The following is a 21438-nucleotide window of genomic DNA, read 5'->3' as shown; positions in this document are numbered from 1 at the left end:
GTGCAGTGTTCCACGCCCCGTAGCATGGTGAACCGTGTCCAATTCCCCCGCCCCCTCCGGTACCGGCCCCATAGCCGACTCGGCCCCGCTGTCCCTGTGCGCCCGTGAGCCGCACGTCCCCGCGGATCGGCTGGTCGCCGAGATGGTGCCGCCGCCGCGGTTCGACTCGGTGCGCTTCAGCACGTACATCCCGGACCCGAACCAGCCCAGCCAGACCGAGGCGGTCCAGGTCCTGGAGAGCTTCGCGGCAGGCCTCGGCCAGGGACCGGGCGGTTCCGGCAAGCGGCGGCTGTTCGGTTTCGGCAAGGCGCCGAAGAAGGCCCCGGCCGGCCCGCGCGGCGTCTACCTCGACGGTGGCTACGGCGTCGGCAAGACCCACCTGCTGGCCTCCCTGTGGCACGCCACCCCGGCCGAGCCCGAGCTCAAGGCGTTCGGCACCTTCGTGGAGCTGACCAACCTGGTCGGCGCCCTCGGGTTCCAGAAGACCGTCCAGACCCTGTCCGGCCACCGTCTGCTGTGCATCGACGAGTTCGAGCTCGACGACCCGGGCGACACCGTCCTGGTCTCCACCCTCCTGGGCAAGCTCGTCGACGCGGGCGTGGCGCTCGCCGCCACCTCCAACACGCTGCCCGGCAAGCTCGGTGAGGGCCGGTTCGCCTCGGCCGACTTCCTGCGGGAGATCCAGGGCCTGTCGGCCCGCTTCCGCGCCCTGCGCATCGACGGCGAGGACTACCGCCACCGCGGCCTGCCCGAGGCGCCGCCGCCGTACTCCGACGCAGAGGTGACCGAGACGGCGCACGCCACCGAGGGCGCCTCCCTCGACGCGTTCTCGCCCCTCCTGGAGCACCTCGCCCGGGTCCACCCCAGCCGGTACGGCGCCCTGACCGACGAAATCGGGGCCGTGTGCCTCACCGGTGTGCGGCCGGTTCCCGACCAGTCGACGGCCCTCAGGCTGGTCGTCCTGGCGGACCGGCTCTACGACCGCGAGGTGCCCGTGATGGCCTCGGGTCTGCCCTTCGACCAGCTCTTCAGCGAGGAGATGCTGAACGGCGGCTACCGCAAGAAGTACTTCCGGGCCATCTCCCGGCTCACCGCCCTGGCCCGCGACGCGGGCAAGCTGGCGAACTCCCGGTAACCACGAGCCCAATACCGCACCGACAGCCGTGAGGCCAAGGGGTAGTTCAAGCCAACCCACCCACGGTTTTCAGGCTCTCTTCAGCTTGAAACGTTAAGTTAACCCTGCAAATGACTTTGCAGGGTTAACGTGTTTCTTGACCAGCCATTGACCAAGTGTTGGTCAGCGCTAGACGTGTGAATCACCTGAAGGGGGGGCGCATGTACCGAGGTACGACGGCACGGACCGTGGTGTCGGCACTCGCCGCCATCCTGCTCGCCCTTCAGTTCTTCGCACCGACGGCGTCCTTCGCATCCGCGCACACACCCCGTAAAGCAGAGGCCAAGGCTCAGCCCGGAACCGAACCGTCCGGCCTGTCCACGCGCCCTGGAATCAAGTGCTCCGGGAAAGCGCTGCGCGACGAGATCGCCACCTGCCGCGCCGGACACCACGGGGACCCGACCGGTCCCCTGCGGACCCGCGACCGGTTCCACCACGCCGATTCCGCGCCCAGCGCGCCGGAGCGGCCCCTGCTGCGGCACATCCCGCCGACAGCACCGGACCAGGTCAGAGCCGGCGCCGCGCACCATCGCGCGTCGAGATCCTCGACGTCGCACACACCGGCAGCGCTTCAGGTCTTCCGCTGCTGAGGAACAGAGTCGTTCCTTCCCCCACCTCTGTCATGCCCGTCCGACGCGCCCCCACTGCGCGCCAGGAGGAGTCACCACACTCATGCAACCCCTCATCGACAACGCCCGCACGCACGGACAGCGCCCTGAGGAGTTCGCCCGCCTCGCCGAGGGCCAGTCCCCCGACGTCCTGTTCATCACCTGCTCCGACTCCAGGGTCGTACCGGCCCTGATCACGGGCGCCCGGCCCGGCGAGCTCTTCGAGCTGCGCACCGCGGGCAACGTCGTTCCCCCCTACACCCTCGGACACCCCACCTCCGAGGCGGCCACCATCGAATACGCCGTGGAAGTCCTCGGCGTCAAGGAGATCGTGGTCTGCGGCCACTCGCACTGCGGCGCCGTCGGCGCGGTGGTGCGGGGCGACGACCTCACCGGCGTACCCGCCGTGCGTGACTGGCTCGCGCACGCCTGCGACGAGCCCAAGTGCGCGGACCCGACCGACAAGACGGTCACCGAAGCCGTGCAGAACCACGTTCTGACCCAGGTGGAGCGGCTGCGCTCGTACCCGAGCGTGGAGAGCCGTCTGACGGACGGCCGGCTCCGGCTGCACGCCTGGTTCTACGAAGTGCACACCGGAACCGTGCGGGACCACCGCGCGGACACCGACTCCTTCGAGAAGCTGTGAGGGGCGCCATGACCAAGTTCCCTTACCTGAGGCAGGACTTCACCGCCTCGCTCGTCGTGTTCCTGGTCGCGCTCCCGCTGTGCGTGGGCGTGGCCGTCGCCTCCGGTGTCCCGGCCGAACTCGGCCTGATCACCGGCATCGTGGGCGGCCTCCTCACCGGATTCCTGCCGGGCAGCAGCCTGCAGGTGTCCGGTCCTGCCGCCGGTCTGACCGTGCTGGTCTTCGAAGCCGTCGACACCTACGGGCTGCCCGCGCTCGGCGTGATCGTGCTGGCCGCCGGTCTGCTGCAGCTCATCATGGGCGCGCTGAAGCTCGGCCGCTGGTTCCGCGCGATATCCGTCTCGGTCGTCGAGGGCATGCTGGCCGGAATCGGTCTGGTGCTCATCGCCGGTCAGCTGTACGCGACGGCCGGGCTGAAGGCGCCCGCCTCCGGCATGGACAAGATCCTTGGCCTGCCCGGGGCCGCTGTCGACGCGCTCGGCAGCACCAAGGCGCTCACCTCCCTCGCGCTCGGCGCGGCCACCATCGCGGTGATGGTGCTGTGGAAGAAGCTGCCGAAGCAGGCACAGGCCGTCCCCGGCGCGCTCGCCGCGGTGATCCTTGCGATCGCGGCCACCGCCGTGTTCAACCTGCCGGTCGACACCGTCCAGGTGCAGGGTCTGCTGGACTCCATCCAGCCGCCCGGCCTCGACGCCTTCGGCAGCGTGGGTGTCGGCATCATCGGCACGATCATCGCCTTCACTCTGATCGCCTCCGCCGAGAGCCTCTTCAGCGCCGCCGCGGTGGACCGGCTGCACGACGGACCACGCACCCAGTACGACAAGGAGCTCATGGCGCAGGGCGCGGGCAACACGCTCTGCGGTGTGCTCGGCGCGCTGCCGATGACCGCGGTCATCGTCCGCAGTTCGGCCAACGTCAGCGCGGGAGCCAAGACCAAGGCGTCCCGGGTGCTGCACGGCGTGTGGCTGCTCCTCTTCGCGGCGCTCCTGCCGGCCACGCTGGCCCTGATCCCGTTGCCCGCGCTCGCCGGCATCCTGGTCCACGCGGGCTTCAAGCTCATCCCGTTCCGCAAGATCGTGCCGCTGTGGCGCGAGCACCGGGGTGAGGCGGTCATCCTGGCCGTCACCGCCGTGTCGATCGTCGCGGTGAACATGTTCGAGGGTGTCCTGATCGGTCTGGCCCTGTCGGTCGTCAAGACCGCCTGGGAGGCCTCGCACATCAAGCTCGAGGTCATCGACAAGGGCGCCGGCCCCATCCAGGCGTACCTCTCGGGCAACGCGACGTTCCTGCGACTGCCGAAGATCCTGGACAACCTGGAGAGCCTGCCGCAGGACCGCCCGGTCGAGCTGGACCTCTCGGGTCTGCACCACCTCGACCACGCCTGCCGCACGGCCCTGGAGAACTGGGCCGAGCGCCACAGCGCGACGGGCACGGAGCCGGTGAAGGTCACGGAGCCCGAGCTGGAGTCCGAGCAGCCGAAAGAGGGAGAGAAGGTGACGGTGGCCTAGCGGTCCGCCGGAACGCCGACGCTCCTGGCCCGGGACGCGCCCCCAAGCGCGCCCCGGGCCTTTCGCGTGTCCGTCTCCGACCGGTCGGGGCTTGTCACGCTGTTCCTCGCCCCCTGGGGCATGGCCTCGGACCCCAATCCCGGCATATCGTTGCAGAAGTAGACGAAATCGGACCTCTGGACGAGGAGGTCGGGATGGTCCAAGAGCTGATCGGGGTGGTGGCGGCGGTCGGCGCCGGCGGTCTGGTGTATCTGGCCGCGGCGGCGCGGGTCGTCAAGCAGTACGAGCGCGGGCTCGTCTTCCGGCTCGGGCGCGTGCACGGGGACGTGCGGCGGCCGGGGTTCAACATGATCGTTCCCGCGGTGGACCGGATGCGCAAAGTCAATCTGCAGATCGTGACGATGCCGATCCCGGCCCAGGAGGGCATCACCCGCGACAACGTGACCGTGCGGGTCGACGCGGTGGTGTACTTCAAGGTCGTGGACCCGGCGGCCGCGATCGTCAACGTCGAGGACTACCGCTTCGCCGTCTCCCAGATGGCGCAGACCTCCCTGCGCTCGATCATCGGCAAGAGCGAGCTGGACGATCTGCTGTCCAACCGGGAGAAGCTCAACCAGGGCCTGGAGCTGATGATCGACAGCCCGGCCGTGGAGTGGGGCGTGACCATCGACCGGGTGGAGATCAAGGACGTGTCCCTGCCGGACACGATGAAGCGCTCCATGGCCCGCCAGGCCGAGGCCGACCGCGAGCGCAGGGCCCGGCTGATCAACGCGGACGCCGAGTACCAGGCATCGAAGAAGCTGGCCCAGGCCGCGCACCAGATGGCCGACACTCCGTCCGCGCTCCAGCTCCGGCTGCTCCAGACCGTGATGGCCGTGGCGGCGGAGAAGAACTCCACGCTGGTGCTGCCCATTCCGGTGGAGCTGCTGCGGTTCCTGGAACGAGGCCGGGATGAGGGCCGGCAGCCCCAGACGCAGGAACAGGCACCCGAACAGGAAAACGAACGAACGCCCGAACAGACACAGGCGCCTGCGGAGCATTCCCTCGACGAGGCGGAGCACCCCTTCGGCAGGACGGAACAGGCCATGGAAGAGCTGCGACGGGCGGTGGAGCAGTGACCCGCGCTACGCGCGTGGTTCACGGGGCCCGCACCAGGTGATAGACACAGCGGGATCACAGTTCCTGTCCGCCAGCAGGAAGGTTCCCCCATGACCGAAACCGGTCGTTTCACCACCACGCGTCGTCAGGTGCTCGCCGGAACGGGCGCCCTGGGCATCGGGATCGGATTCTCCGGTGCCCTGTCCGAACTCTTCACCGGCACCGCCGCCGCACAGGGTCTCGGTCACCACGGCTACGGCCCGCTCGTCCCCGACCCGAAGGGTCTGCTCGACCTCCCGAGGGGCTTCCGTTACCGGGTTCTCTCCCGCGAGGGGGACCAGCTCCGGTCGGGTGAGGGCAAGGTCCCCTCCAACCACGACGGCATGTCGGCCTTCGCGGGCAAGGGCGGCCGGGTCCATCTGGTCCGCAACCACGAGAACCGCGTCACCGGCAAGGTCCCGGTCCCCACCGTCGAGGGCCTCACGTACGACCCGGCGGGCAAGGGCGGCTGTACGGCCCTGACGCTGGACTCCCGCAACCACGTCCTGTCGGAACGCGTCGCGATCGCCGGCACCGCCGTGAACTGCGCGGGCGGCCCCACCCCTTGGGGCACCTGGCTGACCTGCGAGGAGACCGAGGACAAGGCCGGCACCAACGGCTACACCAAGGACCACGGCTTCATCTTCGAGGTCGACCCGGTCGACCCGCACCGCACCGGAGCCGTACCGCTGACCGCGATGGGCCGCTTCCAGCACGAGGCGATCGCCGTCGACCCCCGGCGGGGCGTGGTGTACGAGACGGAGGACGCCTTCGACAAGCCCTTCGGCCTCTTCTACCGCTTCCTGCCGAAGAAGCCGCTGGGCGGCCGGGGTTCGCTGCGCGCGGGCGGCCGGCTCCAGGCCATGCGGGTGCCCGGCGTACCCGATCTGTCCACGATCCAGGACATCGGCGCCGAGTTCGACGGCATCGAGTGGGTGGACGTACCGGATCCGCTGGCCGCGCGGACGCCGATCCGTTTCCAGGACTTCGGCAGCGGGGGCATCACGCACGCGCAGAAGCTGGAGGGCTGTTACTGGGGCGGCCGTTCGGTGTACTTCGTGTCGTCCTTCGCCGACCGCTCGGACGGTTCGACGGCCGACCACTTCGGGCAGATCTGGCGCTACGACCCCGAGCGCCGCCGGCTGACCCTGGTGATCGTCTTCGGCCCGGACACCGACATCCAGCTGCCGGGAGAGTCACCCGACAACATCTGCCTGGCGCCCAGCGGCGGCCTCATGGTCTGCGAGGACGGCAACGGCGCCCAGCACGTCTACGGCGTGACCCGGCGCGGCGAGGTGTACGCGATGGCCCGCGGCCGGCAGAACATCGGGACCCCCGAGAAGCCCGAGTGGGGTGAGTTCGCCGGAGTGACCTTCTCCCCCGACGGCGACACGATGTACCTCAACTGCTACACACCCGGCACCACGTTCGCGGTGACGGGCCCCTGGCGCCGGTAGCCGGGACCGCGCTCCCGACCGGGGCGCCGGGTGCGGAACCCGGCGCCCCGGCGGATGACCGAGGCTCCAGGCCGAAAGGGGGCCCGGTGGGTCACAGACCCCGGGCCTCGTAGCGTGAGCGGCTGCGCGTCCCGGCCGGTGAGCCGCTCGAGCTGTCCCGTCACGAGGCCGCCGCGACACCCGGCGGACCAGCGCCGCCGGGCTGCTCAAACGGCTCGACGAGCCGGAGAAGCGCTGGAAGTTCGCCGCTTCCGGCATCGACGACCGTGCCCTGTGCGTCTGGAGGAGCTGGATCCGCGGTATCCGGAGGCGTGCTTCGACGTGGCGGAGATCCGGGAGCGGCTGCTGCGGCAGTCCTGATCCGGCCGGTCAGGCGGCGAGCAGGGCGTCGATCTGGCCGACGGCCTCCTTCAGGCCCTCCTCCATGCCCATGGTGACCAGCTGCTCCATCTGATGACGGGAGTCGAAGAGGGAGCGCATCTCCATCCGGGTGCCGCCGCCGTGCTCGGCGAGGGTCACCCGCACGGAGATGGTCGGCATGTCGTCCTTGGGCTTTCCGTCGTCGTCGGCGAAGCCGTCCGTGAACTCCAGGGCCGTCGGCGCGGTGACCGAGGTGATCCGCCACCAGCCGCGGTGGCGGTCGCCCTCCGGGCCGGTCATGAAGTACGTGACCTCCCCGCCAGGGGTCAGATCGTGCTGTTCGACGGTTGCCGGGTAGGTCGGCGGTCCCCACCAGCGCTCCAGCTGCCGGGGGTCGGCCCACAGCCGCCACACCCGCTCGACGGGGGCGGTGAAGTCGGCGATCAGGGTGAGGGTGAGGTGGTCGAGGTCCTTGTCGACACTGGTGACACTCATCTCCGGGGTCCTTTCGTGGCGTCGTTCTCGTCGTTCTCGTCGTTCTCTTTTGTTCCGGGGTCCTCGGCGAGCAGCCGGGCCATCCGGTCCACGCGCCCGCGCCATGCCGACTCGAGTTCGTCGAGGGCCTGGCGTGCGCGGCCCACCGCTTCGGGGTCCGTGCACACGAGCTGCTCCCGTCCGCTGCGCTGCTTGGTGACGAGACCGGCCCGCTCCAGCACGGCCACGTGCTTCTGCACCGCCGCGAAGCTCATCGGGTAGGACTCGGCCAGCCGCGACACCGACAGCTCCCCGCGCACGCAGCGGCGCAGTATGTCCCGGCGCGTGGTGTCGGCCAGGGCGTGGAACAGCCGGTCCACCGTCTCGTCGCCCAACTCATCTACAACCATTTGGTTGTACGTTAGCTCCGCCGGCCCCTTCTGTAAAGCGACACGCCCGCACACTGAAGCGGCCCGGCAGGGGTACTCGGTGGCCCATGAGCGAGAAGCAGCAGGTCAGCAGCTCCTACTGGCTTCAGACGACCCCGGACGGTCGCCATCCGGCCCTGGCCGACGAGCTGGACGTCGACGTGGCGGTGATCGGCGCCGGGATCGCCGGACTGTGCACGGCGTGGGAGCTGACGCGGGCCGGGCGGAGCGTGGCGGTACTGGAGGCCGGGCGGGTCGCGGCCGGGGTCACCGGGCACACCACCGCCAAGGTCACGGCCCTGCACACGCTCGTCTACGACAAGCTGCGGCGCACCCGCGGCCCCGAGGGCGCGCGGCTGTACGCCCGCTCCCAGTCCGAGGCGATCGAGCGCGCGGCCGGGATCGTCGCGGAGTTGGGCATCGACTGCGACTGGGAGACCCGGAGCGCCTACACGTACGCGCGCGACGCGGGCCGGGTGGACGAGCTGCGCGCCGAGGCCCGAGCGGCCGCCGAGGCCGGGCTGGACGCCGCGTTCGTGACGGAGACCGGGCTGCCCTTCCCGGTGGCGGGCGCGGTCCGGGTCACCGGGCAGGCCCAGTTCCATCCGCGCAAGTACCTGCTGGCCCTCGCCGCCGACCTGGTCGAACGCGGCGGGCAGATCTACGAGGACACCGCCGTCCTCGGCCTGGACGAGGGCGAGCCGTGCCGGCTGTCGACCACGACCGGGGCGACGGTCAAGGCCCGGGACGTCGTCGTCGCGACGCACTACCCGATCTTCGACCGGGCCCTGCTGTTCGCCCGGCTGTCGCCGCGCCGCGAGCTGGTTGTCGCCGGGACGATCCCCGCGGACCGGGACCCGGACGGCATGTTCATCACGCCCGACGAGGGCATCCGCTCCGTCCGCACCGCACCCCACGAGGGCGACCGGCGTCTGCTCATCGTCACCGGCGAGCACTTCACGCCCGGCACCGGCGACCCGCGGGCCCGTTTCGAGCACCTCATCGCCTGGGCCACCGGCAACTTCCCGGACCTGGACGTCACCCACCGCTGGGCCACGCAGGACACCGACCCCACCGACACCGTGCCGATGGTCGGTCCGCTGCACCCGGGGGCGCGGCACGCGTACGTGGCCACCGGCTTCGGCGGCTGGGGCATGAGCGGCGGCATGATGGCGGGCCGTCTGCTCACCGCGCAGATCACGGGCGAGGAGTGCGAGTGGAGCGAGCTGTACGACCCGCGCCGGCTGAAGCCCGCCGTGCGTGAGGCGCCGTCGTTCCTCAAGACCCAGGCCAAGGTCGCCGGGCACTTCGTGGGCGACCGGCTGCGGCCCGCACCGCCGGTGGAGGCCCTGCCGCCCGGCGAGGGGGCCGTGGTCCGCGCCGGCGGCCATCGCCTCGCGGTCTACCGTGACGACGACGGCGCCCTGCACGCCGTCTCCGCCCGCTGCACCCACCTCGGCTGCCTGGTCGCCTTCAACGGCGCCGAGCGCGCCTGGGAGTGCCCCTGCCACGGCTCCCGCTTCGACACGGACGGAAAGGTGATCCAGGGCCCGGCGACCAAGCCGCTGGAGCGGCGGGACATCTGACGCCCGGGTGACACCGACAGCCGCGACGCATAAGGGCACGACTCCGCTCACATCTTCATACGGTGATCCCCCTTCTCCGCCGAGCCACCGCCGTATGCGCCCTGGGCACGGCCCTCACCGCCTGCGGTTCCACCCACCCCCCGCACTCCGCGCCCGCCCCGCCGCCGGGGCCCCCGACCCTGGCCCCCGGCCCGGCCGGCCTCACCCCCGTCTTCGAGCACGGCCCCCGCACCCGCGGCAGGACCGTCGCGCTCACCTTCGACGCCGACATGACCGCCGGTCAGGGGGCCCGGGCGGCGGCGGGCGAGCGATTCGACCATCCACGGCTGATCTCGACGCTGCGGGCGCTGAAGGTGCGGGCCACCGTGTTCATGACCGGCCGCTGGGCCGAGGAGTACCCCGGCCAGGCCCGCTCCATCGGCCGGGACCCGCTCTTCGAGGTCGCCAACCACTCCTACAGCCACTACGCCTACACACCGGACTGCTACGGCCTGCCGACCGTGCCCGAGGAGCGGAAGCGGTCGGACGTGGAGCGGGCCTACGCCGCGTTCCGGAAGGCCGGCGTACGGGATCCGATGCCGTACTTCCGCTTCCCCGGCGGCTGTTACGACCGTCGGGCCCTGAAGGCCCTGGCCCCGACCGGGGTGACCGCCGTGCAGTGGGACGTGGTCGGCGGTGACGCCTTCGAAACGGACCCGGACGTGGTCGCCCGGCAGGTGCTGGACGAGGTGCGGCCCGGCTCGGTGGTCGTCCTGCACTGCACCCGCAGCGCCGCCCCGGCGACCGAACGAGCGGTACGGACGATCGTGCCGGAGCTGCGCCGCAGGGGCTTCCGGTTCGTGAAGGTGTCCGAGCTGATCGGGGCCGTGGGCGGGCGGCCCTGACCGGCCTACGCTGGAGGTATGAGCGAGGACGACTACTGTCTGATCGACTCGGCCAGGCCGCCCCTCGCGGAGGGCCCGCCGTACGCCGAGTGCGTGCTGTGCCGCGAACCCACGGAGTATCCGGAGTCGTACAAGGGCATCACCCTCTGCCCGGTCTGCGAGTGGCAGGAGGCACAGCGCACGACGTGCTCAGGGTGATCGGCGAGAGGCGAGCGCACCGGCCAGGGCCAGCGACGCGGCCGTGACCAGGGCTGCCGCGGCCAGGGGCAGCAGCGGGAGCGGGACGGTGCCCGACCGGGAGCCGGTCACCAGGCCCTGCACCGCCGCCTGCGCCGGGGAGCCGGTGGCCACCAGGGACAGCAGTGCCGCGAGCAGCAGGGCCAGGACGGCACGGCCCCGTGACCGCAGCAGCGGCCGGCTGGTGAGCGCGCCGACGGCTGTGCCGAGCAGGGCGCAGGCCAGGGCGGCGAGCAGCCCGGCCCCGCAGGCGGGGGCGAGCGGCACCCGGGTGCGGTGGTCCGAGGCGACCGGGTCGCTGAGCACAGTCACGAGAAGGGTCGTGACCGAGCCGAGCGCCGCCGCGCCGGCCAGCGCCACCAGCAGGCAGGCCACATGGGCCCGGGCCGGCCCGACGGCCGCCGCCACACAGCCGCGCGCGGCCTCCGGCTCGCCTGTCACGCAGATCCGCGCCAGCCAGGCCGCGACGGGCAGCAGCGCGGCGGCGGAGTAGCCCAGCGAGTCGAGCACCGGCTGGCCGGCCTGGACGCTGATGGCGAGGCAGGCGGCGTACAGCAGGAACGGCGGCAGCCAGCGCTGCGAGCGCAGCAGCAGGGCGGCGTGGTAGCGCAGGAGGGCGGTCATCGGCTGCTCCCGGCATCCGGCTGCGGAACCACGCGCACCACGTGCCAGGGAGGCCGGGCGATGAGCAGGGCGCGGAGCAGGATGTCGGAGTGCGGGGCGGGAACGGTCAGGCGGTAGTGGCCCGGCCCGGTCTCCTCTGCGGAGGCGGCGGTCCGCCGCACGTCGTCGGGAAGCCGGCCGTCCGGCGGGCCCTGCGCCTCGACCGTGACGTGCGGTCCGGACGGCCGCGGTCCTGGCACCTCGCACGGAACGAGGCTCCCGTCGCGCACGGCGTACGTCGCGTCGGGCAGACCCGCGAGGCGGCGCGGGTCGTGGTCGACGAACACCACGGATCCGCCGGCCGCCGTGCGCGCGGCGACCGCCCGTTCCAACTCGGCGCGGGCATCGGTGTCCAGACCGGTCCACGCCTCGTCCAGCACCAGCAGCTCCGGCTCCGCCAGCAGGGCCTGGGCGACGGCGACCTTCTGGCTGCTGCCTTTGGACAGCCGGGCCATCGGCGTGTCGGCATGGGCGGCGGCCCCGAGGCGCTCCAGCCACTCACCGGCGGCCCGGGCGGCCGTCGTGCGGGACAGGCCGTGCACGGTGCCCAGGTGGGTGAGGTAGCCGGCGGCGGTGAAGGGCAGGGCCGGCGGGAACCGCTCGGGGACGTAGGCCGTGCGTGGCCGGCCGGTGATCCGGCCTTCGCTGGGAGCGTCGATACCGGCGAGCAGGCGCAGGAGGGTGGACTTACCCGTGCCGTTGGCGCCTTCGACGCGGACGAGCCGGCCCGGGGCCACCGTCAGGTCGACGCCACGCAGCACCCAGGGGCCGCGCAGGCCGTAGCGGCGGCCCGCGTTCTCGAGGGACAGGTCGGGTCGCATGGGGCCCATCCTGCACGATCTTGCGGCTGGCAGACTGGGCTTCGTGAGCGAACACCCGACGCCCGTGAGCGACAGTCCCTTCCGGTCCGAGCCCTCGGAGCTCGACACGGCACCGCAGTTCGTGCTGCCGCTGGTCGTGCGGATCGAGCGGGCGGACCCGCCGGCGCGTACGGACGCGCTCGAGACGGCCGCGCTGGCCGTGCTGACGATCCTGGGCGACGAGCGCTCGGTCGGCGACGGCGAGTGGGCGCGGGCCATGCGGGACTGGCAGGACGCCCGGATCCGCAAGGTGGTGCGGCGGGCGCGCGGGGCCGAGTGGCGGCGGGCCGAGGCACTGCCCGGCATCACCGTCAGCGGCGAGTCGGCCCAGGTGCGGGTCTTCCCGCCGGTCCCGCTGGACGGCTGGCCCAAGGACCTGGCCCGGCTCCAGGTCTCCGGCACCGACCTGGACGACCCGGAACCGCCGGCGGACGCCGACCCGGCCGCCCCCGTGCTGTGGGTGAACCCGAACCTCGGTATGACGGCCGGCAAGGCGATGGCCCAGGCGGGCCACGCCGCCCAGCTGGCCTGGTGGGAACTGGCCGACGAGCAGCGGGCCGCCTGGCGGGACGCGGGCTTCCCGCTCGCCGTACGGACGGCCACCCCGGCCCGCTGGCCGGAACTGACGGACAGCGGGCTGCCGGTGGTCCGGGACGCGGGGTTCACGGAGATCGCCCCCGGCGCCACGTTCGCGGTGGAGGGGGTCGACCGTATCCGTGCCCTCGCGCGCGAGGGACGGCCGTAGGGCGGCGCGTCGGGTCGTGATGGTGGTCACCGCGTCGACGCCGTAGGTGCGCGCGTAGTGCGCGCGTAGCCGTTCTCGTGCCGAAGAGGAGGTCGACGACCTCGAAGCAGCGGTCCCAGAAGGGCGTCTCCCGCAGGGCGCCGACGAGGAACTGGTAGCCAACGTCCCTGACGGAGCCGCGGGGCGTCCACCCGTTCGGCGCAGCCGCGGACGCGCCGGTCGCGGGCGGGTGCTCCAGTGGGGTTACCAGTCGACCCGACCCAGGAGGCAGCCATGACCAGCGCAGCGCACCCTCCCCCCACTCCGCCCGCCCCCGACCGGACGCCCGGCGGCAGCGCCGATTCCTGGGCGGCCGGGGGGCTCACCCTCGGCGGCACCCTGATGGTCGTCTACGGCCTCTTCGCGGTGTTCCAGGGCATCGCGGCGATCGCGAACGACGAGGTGTACACGAGCTTCGGCGAGTACGTCTTCGCGTTCGACCTGACCGCGTGGGGCTGGATCCACCTGGTCGTCGGGGTGCTCGTGGTGCTGGCCGGGTTCGGCCTGTTCACCGGGGCCACCTGGGCGCGGGTCGCCGGCGCGGGCGTGGTCGGGCTGGCGCTGATCGCGAACTTCATCTGGCTGCCGTACCAGCCGTTCTGGTCGATCATCATGATCGTGACCGGGCTGTTCGTCCTGTGGTCGGTGTTCAACTACCGCTCCTCCAGCACGGCGTAGGCGCCGGCCGGGTCAGTTCGGCGGCGGGCGCCGGTCCCGGTCGGCGACCACCGTGTGCAGCCGACGGGTCAGCGCGGTGGCCGCCGCGGTGAGGAAGACGAACGTGTACAGGATCTGCACGACGGTCACCATGCGGGCCTCCTGTCCGCTCGGCGTGATGTCGCCGTAGCCGACGGTCGCGAGCGTGACGACGGTGAAGTACAGCGCGTCGACCCGGGTACGCAGACCGACGAACTGGCCCGGCTGCTGGGCGAGGGCGTAGTAGCCGGACGAGAAGACCAGCACGGCCAGGCACATGAGCAGCGAGATCATGAGGCCCGACCGGGCCTGCGGCTTCTCCAGCACCACGTCGCGCACGTGGCGCAGCAGCAGCGCGGCGACGAGCGTCAGGCACATCACGAACAGCGGCCAGCCCAGCCAGGGCCGGTCGGCGCCGAGCCCTTCGAGCGGCAACAGGAAATAGGCCGTGCCGGCCGCCATGAGCAGGGCTCCGGCCCCGATCCGCAGCCAGCGGACGCCGGCCCCGGACTCCGGCTCCCGCTCACGCGCGGGGCGCTGCGGCTGCTCGCTGCCTTCGGGCACAGTTCCGGTCTACGACGTATCAGGGGGCGGCGCGAGCCCGGTGCCTCCGTCAGTGAACCTCAAATGTTCCTCTGAAGGCGTCCGTGGCAGGGTTCGGGGCCGGGCGGCTGGGCCATACCCCCCTCACGTTCGAGGATCGGGCCGTGCGGAGGAGGGGGACGAATGGAGCGACTGGGGACGGGCATCGGGTGGCGACCGGAGATCGCGGACGCCGTGGAGCGCATGCCGGGGATCGACTGGGTCGAGGCCGTGGCCGAGAACGTCTGCCCCGGGCATCTGCCCGAGTCGCTGGAGCGGCTGCGCGCACGCGGCGTCACCGTGGTGCCGCACGGCGTCTCGCTGGGCCTCGGGGGCGCGGACCGGCCCGACGAGGACCGGCTGACCGCGCTGGCCGAGCGGGTGGAGGCGCTCGGCTCGCCGCTGGTCACCGAGCACATCGCGTTCGTACGGGCGGGTGGTGCGCTGACGGCGTCCCCTCGCCTGGAGGCGGGCCATCTGCTGCCCGTTCCCCGGACCCGGGACGCCCTCGACGTCCTCTGCGAGAACGTCCGCATCGCGCAGGAGTCACTGCCGGTGCCGCTGGCCGTCGAGAACATCGCCGCGCTGATCTCCTGGCCGGGCGAGGAGATGACGGAGGGCCAGTTCCTGTACGAGCTGGCCGACCGTACGGGGGTCCGTCTCCTCATCGACGTGGCCAACCTGCACACCAACCACGTCAACCGCGGCGAGGACCCGGGCAAGGCCCTCGCCGAGCTGCCCCTCGAGGCCATCGCCTACGTCCATGTCGCGGGCGGCTTCGAACGCGACGGCGTCTGGCACGACAGCCACGCCCACCCCGTCCCCCGGCCGGTCCTCGACATCCTGACCGACCTCGCCTCCCGCGTCTCCCCACCGGGCGTCCTCCTGGAACGCGACGAGAACTTCCCGGAACCGGCGGAGCTGGAGCGGGAGCTGGGCGCGATCCGGCGGGCGTTGGAGACGGGAGCGGTCGAACGGGTGAAGACCCAGCTCCTGGAGGCGGGCAGCGCGGCCACGCGGCGTGCGGAGGCGGGCCCTGACGGTGAGCCGCCCGCCGGTGCCGGGCCGCGGGACACAGAGACCGGGGCGGTCGGGGCGACACGGGGCGCCTTCGACCTGCCCCACCCCGGTGCCCGGGAGCGGGTGGGGCTCGCGCAGGCCGCGTTGTTGTCCGCGCTGGTCGCCGGGACGCCCGTGCCCGAGGGGTTCGACCGGGTACGGGTCGGCGTGCAGGCGCGTGCGCTCGCCGCGAAGCGGGCGGATGTCGTGGGGAAGGTCGCGCCCGAGCTGCCGGTGATCCTCGCAGAGGACTACCGCACCGCCTTCCTCGGGTACGCCCAGACCCACCCGATGACCGGCGGCTACCGGTACGACGCCCTCGCCTTCGCCGAGCACCTGCTGTCCGCCGGGCGGCCCGGGGACGCGCAGGCACGGCGGGAGCTACGGGAGTGGTGGCTTGAGCGGTCGGGGCCCTCGCCTCGCTCCCGGCGCCCGGCCCACCGACTCGCTCGCGCCACACGCAGGGTTCTGCTGCGGCGTTGAGGGGAGCCCCGAAACCTCTCGTCGAGGGGAGCCTCGAAACCTCTACAGCTGCTTCTCCGGTACCGCATCGCCCGCCGGGGCCTCGCCCCGGCCGTAGTGGTGCGTCGTGAACATGTAGAGCAGGCCCGTCCCCAGCACCACACCGCCGCACAGCAGGACGATCCAGTTCTCCCACCAGGACTTCTCCGGGGTGCGGGCCCAGCAGATGTTGATGATGGCGAGGATGCCGTAGGCCAGCGCGGCGATGTTCACCGTGAGGCCCCAGCGGCCCAGGGTGAACTCCCCCGCCGGTCTCCAGCCCTTGAGCCGGGCGCGCAGTGCGGCCAGGACCACCATCTGGAACGAGCCGTAGATGCCGAGGATCGCGAACGAGACGATGTTGGTGAGGGCGTCTTCGGAGAGCAGTGACGCGAAGGCGATGATCAGCGGCACCGCCGCGGACACGAACAGCGCCCAGCTCGGCACCGCACGGGCGTGCACGAACCGCCGCAGCAGCCGGTGTCCGACGATCATCTCGTCCCGGGCGTAGGAGTAGATGAGCCGCCCGGCCGCGGCCTGGAGGCTGATCGTGCAGGACAGGAAGGAGATCAGCACCACGGCCATCACCATCCGCGCCCCGGTCTCGCCCATGGCGTCGAACAGCACGTCGACCACCGGGTCGGCCTGCTCGCCCGAGATGATCGCGTTGAAGTCCGTGACCGACAGCAGCAGCGACATACAGGTGAACGTGGCCGCCGCGCCGCCGATGTAGATGGTGCGGCGCATCGCGCGGGGGATGACCCGGCCCGGGTGGGCGACCTCCTCGGCGGTGTCGCCGCACGCCTCGAAGCCGTAGTACTGGTAGAGGCCGATGATGCCGGCTGCCAGGAACGCCGGCAGGTAGGAGCCGTCTCCCTCGACTCCGTAGGTGTCGAAGATGACGCCGAGTCCGTGGTGCCGGTGGGTGGCCAGCAGGTAGATCCCGACGACGAGGGCGCCGATGAGCTCGCCGGCGAAACCGATGAGCGCCGCCGTCGACAGTGCCTTGGTGCCCATGTAGTTGATGAGGATGGCGACGACGATGAGCACGGCGGTGCACAGCACGGTGGTGTGCACGGTGGCTCTGAAGCCGAAGAGGATGGCGATGTAGGGGCCGGCGCCGTAGGCGACGGAGGTGATGGTCACCAGCAGCGCCCACATGTACACCCAGCCGGTCATCCACGCCCAGCGCTTGCCCCACAGCCGCCGGGCCCAAGGGTAGACGCCGCCCGCGATCGGGTACTGGGCGACGACCTCGCCGAAGATCAGCGCGACGAGGAACTGGCCGCAGCCGGCGACCAGGAACGCCCAGACCATCGGCGGTCCGCCGTCGGCGATCGCGATGCCGAAGAGGGTGTAGGTGCCCACCACCGGGGAGAGGTAGGTGAAGCCGAGGGCGAAGTTGGCCCAGGGGCTCATGTCCTTGCGGAACTCCGAGCCGGGCTCGCCTCCCGGGGTGCCGGCGGCCGGTGCGGGAGGCTGTGCGGCGGTCACTGTCCGGCCCTCCGTTCCGCGGCCGGGGTGCGGCCGCCGATCAGGTCTGCGGCGCGTTCGGCGGTGAGCAGGACGGTCACCATGGGGTTGATCGTGGGCATGGTCGGGAAGATCGACGCGTCGACGATCCGTACTCCCTCGAAGCCGCGCAGTCTCAACTCCGGGTCGCAGACGGCCAGCGGATCGTCCGGGGCGCCCATGCGGCAGGTGCCCGCGGGGTGGTAGACGGTGTGCGCCACGCGGCGGCCGTACTCCGACAGGTCGGCGTCGGAGACGACGTCCGGGCCGGGTGCGACCTCGCGGACGAGCCAGTCGCTCAGCGGGGCGGTGGCGGCGACCTCACGGGCGATCTTCAGACCGTCCACGATGGTGCGCTCGTCGTGCCCCTCCGGGTCGGTGAAGTACCGGAAGTCCAGGGCGGGATGCTCGCCGGGGTCGGCGCTGCGCAGCCACATGCGGCCGGTGGACCGGGCACGCGGCACGTTCGGCGTCATGCAGACCCCGTGCTTCGGCACGGGGTAGCCCAGGCGTTCGGTGTTGACGGTGAACGGCACCTGGTAGAAGTGGAACATCAGGTCGGGGCGCGGCCCGCTCTTGTCGCGGCGCAGGAACAGTCCGGCGTCGGAGTCCATCGCGGAGTTGGGCGGCAGCGGGCCGTCGGTCTCCCAGACGATCACGGACTCGGGGTGGTCCAGCAGGTTCTCGCCGACGCCGGGCAGGTCGGCCCGTACGTCGATGCCCAGCTTGCGCAGGTCGTCGGCCGGGCCGATGCCGGAGAGCATCAGCAGGCGCGGGGTGTCGACGGCTCCGGCGCACAGCAGGAGTTCGCGTTCGGCGCGCACGGTGGCGGGCTGTCCGTCGGCGCCGCGGACGGCGACCCGGGTCAGCCGTCCCGACTCGTCGGTGAGCAACTGGTACGCCCAGGTCTCCAGGAGGAGCGTGAGGTTGGGCCGGTCCATGTTGGGGTGGAGGTAGGCGACGGAGGCGGAGGAGCGCAGATTGCCCTCCGGCTCGTAGGCCAGCGAGAAGAAGCCGGTGCCGTGGGCGAAGGGTTCGGCGTTGAAGTCGTCGACGACGGGGACGCCGAGGGCGCGGGTGGCCGCGGTGACGAAGTCCTTGGCGATGGGATTGCGGTCGGCCTCGGCCACCGGGACGATCTGTGTGCGCAGCCGGTCCCGGTAGGGGAGGATCGTCGCCGGGTCCCAGCCGGGGCAGCCCCTGGCCACCCAGTCGTCGAGGTCCTGGGGCAGAGGCAGGAAGCTGATCAGCGTGTTGTGGGAGGAGCAGCCGCCGAGCACGCGTGCCCGTGAGTGCAGGATGTGGGAGTTGCCGCGCGGTTGTTCGACGGTGGTGTAGCCGTAGTCGTACTCCGAGTCGAGCAGGTTGATCCAGTTGCGCAGGCGCAGGATGCGCTCGTCGCCGACATCGCTGGGGCCGCCCTCGATGACGCAGACGCGGCAGTCTGGGTCCTCGCTCAGCCTGGCGGCGAGCACGCAGCCGGCGGTGCCGCCGCCGACGATGACGTAGTCGTAGGCGGACTCGGCGCCGTGCGCGGTGGTGGGGGCCATGCGGTGCCTTTCTTCGGTGGTCGTCGCGCCACGGGCGGGCGTACGGCCGGTCTTCGGTGGTCGTCGCGCCACGGGCGGGCGCCGTGCTGCCGGAGGGTCAGCCCTTGAACCAGCCGGAGGGGGCGGGGGCGAGGTTCTGGTAGATGTGCTTGGCCTCCTGGTACTCACGCAGCCCGGTGGGGCCCAGCTCGCGCCCGACGCCCGAGCGGCCGAAGCCGCCCCACTCGGCCTGCGGCACATAGGGGTGGAAGTCGTTGATCCACACGGTGCCGTGCCGCAGCCGCTGCGCGACGCGCTGGGCGCGGCTCGCGTCGGAGGTCCACACCCCGCCGGCCAGGCCGTAGCGGGTGTCGTTGGCGAGTTCCACCGCCTCGTCCTCGGTGCGGAAGCGCTCGACGGTGACGACCGGGCCGAAGACCTCCTCCTGGACGATGCGCATGGACCGGTCGCAGTCGGCGAAGATCGTCGGCAGCAGGAAGAAGCCACGGCTCAGGGCGGGGTCGTCGGGGCGGGTGCCGCCGGCGACGAGCCGGGCGCCCTCCTCCTTGCCGATGGCGATGTAGCCCTCGACCTTCTCGCGGTGCTCGGCGGAGCTGAGGGGGCCGCTCTCGGTGCCCTCCTCCAGGCCGTTGCCGAGCCGGATCGCCCGGGCGCGGTCGGCGTAGGCCTCGACGAATCTGTCGTGCAGGGAGTCCTGGACGAGCAGGCGCGAACCGGCGGAGCAGACCTGCCCGGAATGCAGGAACGCGGCGTCCAGCGCATAGTCCACGGCGGCGTCGAAGTCGGCGTCCGCGAAGACGATGTTGGGGTTCTTGCCGCCCAGTTCCAGGGCGATGTTCCGCGGCCCCTCGGCGGCGCTGGCCATGATGGACCGTCCGGTGTTGAGGCCGCCGGTGAAGGAGACCAGGTCCACGTCGGGGTGGCTGGTCAGAGCGGCGCCGACGGTCGTCCCGGAGCCCAGCACCAGGTTGGCGACGCCGGGCGGGGCGCCGGCCTCCTCGATGAGCCGGATCATGGCAATCGTGGTGAGCGGTGTGATCTCGCTGGGCTTGAGGACGAAGGTGTTGCCCGCGGCCAGCGCCGGGGCCACCTTCCAGGAGGCCTGGAGCAGCGGGTAGTTCCAGGGTGCGATGAGCGCGCACACGCCGATCGGCTGGTAGACGACGCGGCTGAGGACGTCCGGGCCGACGTCCACGACCCGGCCGCCGTCCTTGCCCGCGAGTTCGGCGAAGTAGCGGAAGGCGTTGGCCACGTCCTCCACGTCGATACGGGCCTCGGCGAGCGTCTTGCCGGTGTCGAGGGTCTCGGTGCGGGCGATCTCCTCCCGGTCGCGCAGCAGCAGGTCGTGGACGCGCAGCAGCAAGTCGGCGCGGCGGCGGGAGGGGGCGTACGCCCAGTCCTCCTCGGCGAAGGCACGCCGGGCGGCGCGTACGGCGCGGTCCACGTCGGCGGCGTCGGCCTCGTCGACGGTGGTGACGACCGAGGCGTCATAGGGGTTGACCACCTCCCGCCGTCCACCGGCCGTGGCCTGTGTCCACTCGCCGTCGATGTACAGCTCACCCACCGCGGGGCCTCCTTCGCATCCGGCCGGTGCCGATCGGCTCGACGGTCAGCAACATGGCCTATCGGGAGGTCGGCGGCCACGGGGCACACCGCCGCGACGGCGTCCGGGCGGCCCAGAGGACCCGGGTGGGCTAGTCGCCCGGCCCGGCGCGTGCGCGCCCAAGTGTGCCGGGGCTGACACCGGGGTCGTGTCCGCCAGAACCCACGGGAACACATGGACCCATTTGCGCGGATAGACCCCCAGCGGGGCTCATCCAATCGCCCCGCCTTGCCCCCGATACAACGATTCGCCCGTGTACGGCAGTTGACGTAGACCCCGCCGTATCATGGCGATTCCGCACCCGAAGCGCACTAGCGTGCGGTGCCGTACCAGGAGGCACCACCATGCAACCCCGACCCCCCGTCAAGGGCCGAGGCATCGTCAGCGGCACAGGGCTCATCATCATGTGCCTCGCGGCGACGCTCGCCGCGCTGATCTTCTCTCTCTGGCCGTACGACGACCGGCCGGAGGCGGCGCCGGACGTGCTGAGCGCGCAGACGCTGCGGACGAGCTACGGCCCACTGTCCGCCCTCGACCAGGAGTTCCTCGCCAAGGTCCACCTGGCCGGGCTGTGGGAGCCGTCCGCGGGGCGGCAGGCGCGGACGAAGGGCACCACCCCGGCCGTGCGGGCGGCCGGCCGGCATCTCGTCGAGGGGCACCGGTTCCTGGACGAGCGGGTCCGGGGCGCCGCGGCCCAGCTGAACGTCACCCTGCCGGACACGCCCGGCGACCAGCGGAAGCAGTGGCTGGCCACCCTGGACGAGGCGCGGGGTGCGGAGTACGACCGGCAGTTCGCCACCGTCCTGCGGCTGGCCCAGGGCCAGCTGTTCCCGGTCGTCGCCCAGGTCCGTGCGAGCACCCGCAACTCCCTGGTGCGTGACCTCGCCGACGACGCCATCACGACCGTCCTCGGCCACATCAAGGCCCTGGAGGCGACGGGCGACGTCGACTACGACGCCGTGGCCCGCGACATGACCACCGGCAGCACTCCCCCGGCCTCCGCCCCGACCTCGACCCCGTCCCGGACGCTCCCGCCGCCCGCCTTCCGCCCACCGCCGGGGCAGTGAAACGGAACGTCACATACCGACAACACTCCGTTCGAATTGTGTATGAGGCATGGTGTTCTCGG

21 protein-coding genes and 1 pseudogene are annotated in these 21438 nt (G+C 71.9%); 13 read left to right on the top strand and 9 right to left on the bottom strand.

From position 1 onward, the window contains the following. Positions 1-34 precede the first annotated feature (34 nt). From zapE to ACQEV8_RS34135, 6 genes are all read left to right on the top strand, one after another. On the top strand, positions 35-1135 hold the full coding sequence (zapE, locus tag ACQEV8_RS34160) for a cell division protein ZapE (RefSeq protein ID WP_432968055.1): 1101 nt from the start codon (positions 35-37) through the stop codon (positions 1133-1135). 200 nt (positions 1136-1335) lie between these two features. Further along, positions 1336-1764 carry a hypothetical protein gene (locus ACQEV8_RS34155; protein WP_432968052.1) on the top strand — a complete coding sequence of 143 codons (429 nt, stop codon included), beginning with the start codon at positions 1336-1338 and terminating at the stop codon, positions 1762-1764. A gap of 82 nt (positions 1765-1846) precedes the next feature. Continuing rightward, the gene (locus ACQEV8_RS34150) at positions 1847-2428 is read left to right on the top strand and encodes a carbonic anhydrase (RefSeq protein WP_432968049.1); all 582 of its coding nucleotides are present in this window, start codon (positions 1847-1849) and stop codon (positions 2426-2428) included. Positions 2429-2436: 8 nt separating this feature from the next. Next, positions 2437-3936, top strand: coding sequence for a SulP family inorganic anion transporter (locus ACQEV8_RS34145; RefSeq protein ID WP_432968046.1), 1500 nt, complete (start codon positions 2437-2439; stop codon positions 3934-3936). A 194-nt stretch (positions 3937-4130) separates the two neighbouring features. Next, on the top strand, positions 4131-5054 hold the full coding sequence (locus ACQEV8_RS34140; protein ID WP_432968043.1) for a slipin family protein: 924 nt from the start codon (positions 4131-4133) through the stop codon (positions 5052-5054). A gap of 90 nt (positions 5055-5144) precedes the next feature. Next, on the top strand, positions 5145-6530 hold the full coding sequence (locus tag ACQEV8_RS34135) for a PhoX family protein (protein ID WP_432968040.1): 1386 nt from the start codon (positions 5145-5147) through the stop codon (positions 6528-6530). A gap of 369 nt (positions 6531-6899) precedes the next feature. Here the strand turns inward: ACQEV8_RS34135 and ACQEV8_RS34130 are convergent, their stop codons facing one another. Beyond that, positions 6900-7385: an SRPBCC family protein gene (locus ACQEV8_RS34130; RefSeq protein ID WP_432968037.1), complete on the bottom strand. Its 486-nt coding sequence runs from the start codon at positions 7383-7385 to the stop codon at positions 6900-6902. Further along, positions 7382-7774 (bottom strand): ArsR/SmtB family transcription factor, encoded by a 393-nt coding sequence (locus ACQEV8_RS34125; protein WP_432968034.1) that lies wholly within the window; start codon positions 7772-7774, stop codon positions 7382-7384. The genes ACQEV8_RS34130 and ACQEV8_RS34125 overlap by 4 nt, the downstream gene beginning before the upstream one ends. Before the next feature lie 86 nt (positions 7775-7860). Here ACQEV8_RS34125 and ACQEV8_RS34120 point away from each other — a divergent pair, with 86 nt between their 5' ends. The 3 genes from ACQEV8_RS34120 (at position 7861) to ACQEV8_RS34110 (ending at position 10460) form a co-directional block, all read left to right on the top strand. Next, a complete protein-coding gene (locus tag ACQEV8_RS34120) occupies positions 7861-9378 on the top strand; it encodes an FAD-dependent oxidoreductase (RefSeq protein ID WP_432968031.1) in 1518 nt (505 codons plus the stop codon). Between the two features lie 62 nt (positions 9379-9440). Further along, positions 9441-10262, top strand: coding sequence for a polysaccharide deacetylase family protein (locus tag ACQEV8_RS34115; RefSeq protein WP_432968028.1), 822 nt, complete (start codon positions 9441-9443; stop codon positions 10260-10262). Positions 10263-10280: 18 nt separating this feature from the next. After that, positions 10281-10460, top strand: a complete 180-nt coding sequence (locus ACQEV8_RS34110) for a hypothetical protein (protein ID WP_432968025.1) — start codon at positions 10281-10283, stop codon at positions 10458-10460. On the opposite strand, the gene ACQEV8_RS34105 is transcribed toward ACQEV8_RS34110, so the two are convergent. After that, complete coding sequence (locus ACQEV8_RS34105) at positions 10452-11123, bottom strand: ABC transporter (RefSeq protein ID WP_432968022.1); 672 nt, start codon at positions 11121-11123, stop codon at positions 10452-10454. The genes ACQEV8_RS34110 and ACQEV8_RS34105 overlap by 9 nt on opposite strands. Then, positions 11120-11983, bottom strand: coding sequence for an ABC transporter ATP-binding protein (locus ACQEV8_RS34100; protein WP_432968019.1), 864 nt, complete (start codon positions 11981-11983; stop codon positions 11120-11122). The genes ACQEV8_RS34105 and ACQEV8_RS34100 overlap by 4 nt, the downstream gene beginning before the upstream one ends. Between ACQEV8_RS34100 and ACQEV8_RS34095 the strand changes: the two genes are divergently transcribed. Then, positions 11982-12767: a peptidyl-tRNA hydrolase gene (locus tag ACQEV8_RS34095; protein WP_432968016.1), complete on the top strand. Its 786-nt coding sequence runs from the start codon at positions 11982-11984 to the stop codon at positions 12765-12767. The genes ACQEV8_RS34100 and ACQEV8_RS34095 overlap by 2 nt on opposite strands. 12 nt (positions 12768-12779) lie before the next feature. Here ACQEV8_RS34095 and ACQEV8_RS34090 read toward each other — a convergent pair. After that, positions 12780-12924 (bottom strand): annotated as a pseudogene (locus ACQEV8_RS34090) (darcynin family protein); the annotation flags it as partial. A gap of 116 nt (positions 12925-13040) precedes the next feature. On the opposite strand from ACQEV8_RS34090, the gene ACQEV8_RS34085 reads away from it, so the two are divergent. Beyond that, entirely contained in the window at positions 13041-13484 is a 444-nt protein-coding gene (locus ACQEV8_RS34085) for a DUF7144 family membrane protein (protein WP_432968013.1), read from the top strand. Between the two features lie 12 nt (positions 13485-13496). On the opposite strand, the gene ACQEV8_RS34080 is transcribed toward ACQEV8_RS34085, so the two are convergent. Continuing rightward, positions 13497-14066: a potassium channel family protein gene (locus ACQEV8_RS34080; RefSeq protein ID WP_432968010.1), complete on the bottom strand. Its 570-nt coding sequence runs from the start codon at positions 14064-14066 to the stop codon at positions 13497-13499. A gap of 162 nt (positions 14067-14228) precedes the next feature. On the opposite strand from ACQEV8_RS34080, the gene ACQEV8_RS34075 reads away from it, so the two are divergent. Continuing rightward, positions 14229-15626, top strand: coding sequence for a multinuclear nonheme iron-dependent oxidase (locus tag ACQEV8_RS34075; protein ID WP_432968007.1), 1398 nt, complete (start codon positions 14229-14231; stop codon positions 15624-15626). Positions 15627-15668: 42 nt separating this feature from the next. On the opposite strand, the gene ACQEV8_RS34070 is transcribed toward ACQEV8_RS34075, so the two are convergent. The 3 genes from ACQEV8_RS34070 to ACQEV8_RS34060 form a co-directional block, all read right to left on the bottom strand. After that, positions 15669-17138 carry an APC family permease gene (locus ACQEV8_RS34070; protein WP_432968004.1) on the bottom strand — a complete coding sequence of 490 codons (1470 nt, stop codon included), beginning with the start codon at positions 17136-17138 and terminating at the stop codon, positions 15669-15671. Next, positions 17135-18706, bottom strand: coding sequence for a GMC family oxidoreductase (locus ACQEV8_RS34065; RefSeq protein WP_432968001.1), 1572 nt, complete (start codon positions 18704-18706; stop codon positions 17135-17137). Before ACQEV8_RS34065 ends, ACQEV8_RS34070 begins: the two co-directional genes overlap by 4 nt. A 97-nt stretch (positions 18707-18803) precedes the next feature. Next, complete coding sequence (locus ACQEV8_RS34060; RefSeq protein ID WP_432967998.1) at positions 18804-20270, bottom strand: aldehyde dehydrogenase family protein; 1467 nt, start codon at positions 20268-20270, stop codon at positions 18804-18806. A gap of 383 nt (positions 20271-20653) precedes the next feature. Between ACQEV8_RS34060 and ACQEV8_RS34055 the strand changes: the two genes are divergently transcribed. Then, positions 20654-21376, top strand: a complete 723-nt coding sequence (locus ACQEV8_RS34055) for a DUF4142 domain-containing protein (protein WP_432967995.1) — start codon at positions 20654-20656, stop codon at positions 21374-21376. The last annotated feature ends 62 nt before the right edge of the window (positions 21377-21438 follow it).

Origin of the sequence: Streptomyces sp. CA-179760 (genome assembly GCF_050937045.1) — a bacterium.
Classification (GTDB): domain Bacteria; phylum Actinomycetota; class Actinomycetes; order Streptomycetales; family Streptomycetaceae; genus Streptomyces.
Note: the sequence above shows the minus strand (reverse complement) of the source record. Positions and strands in the feature narration are given on the sequence as shown.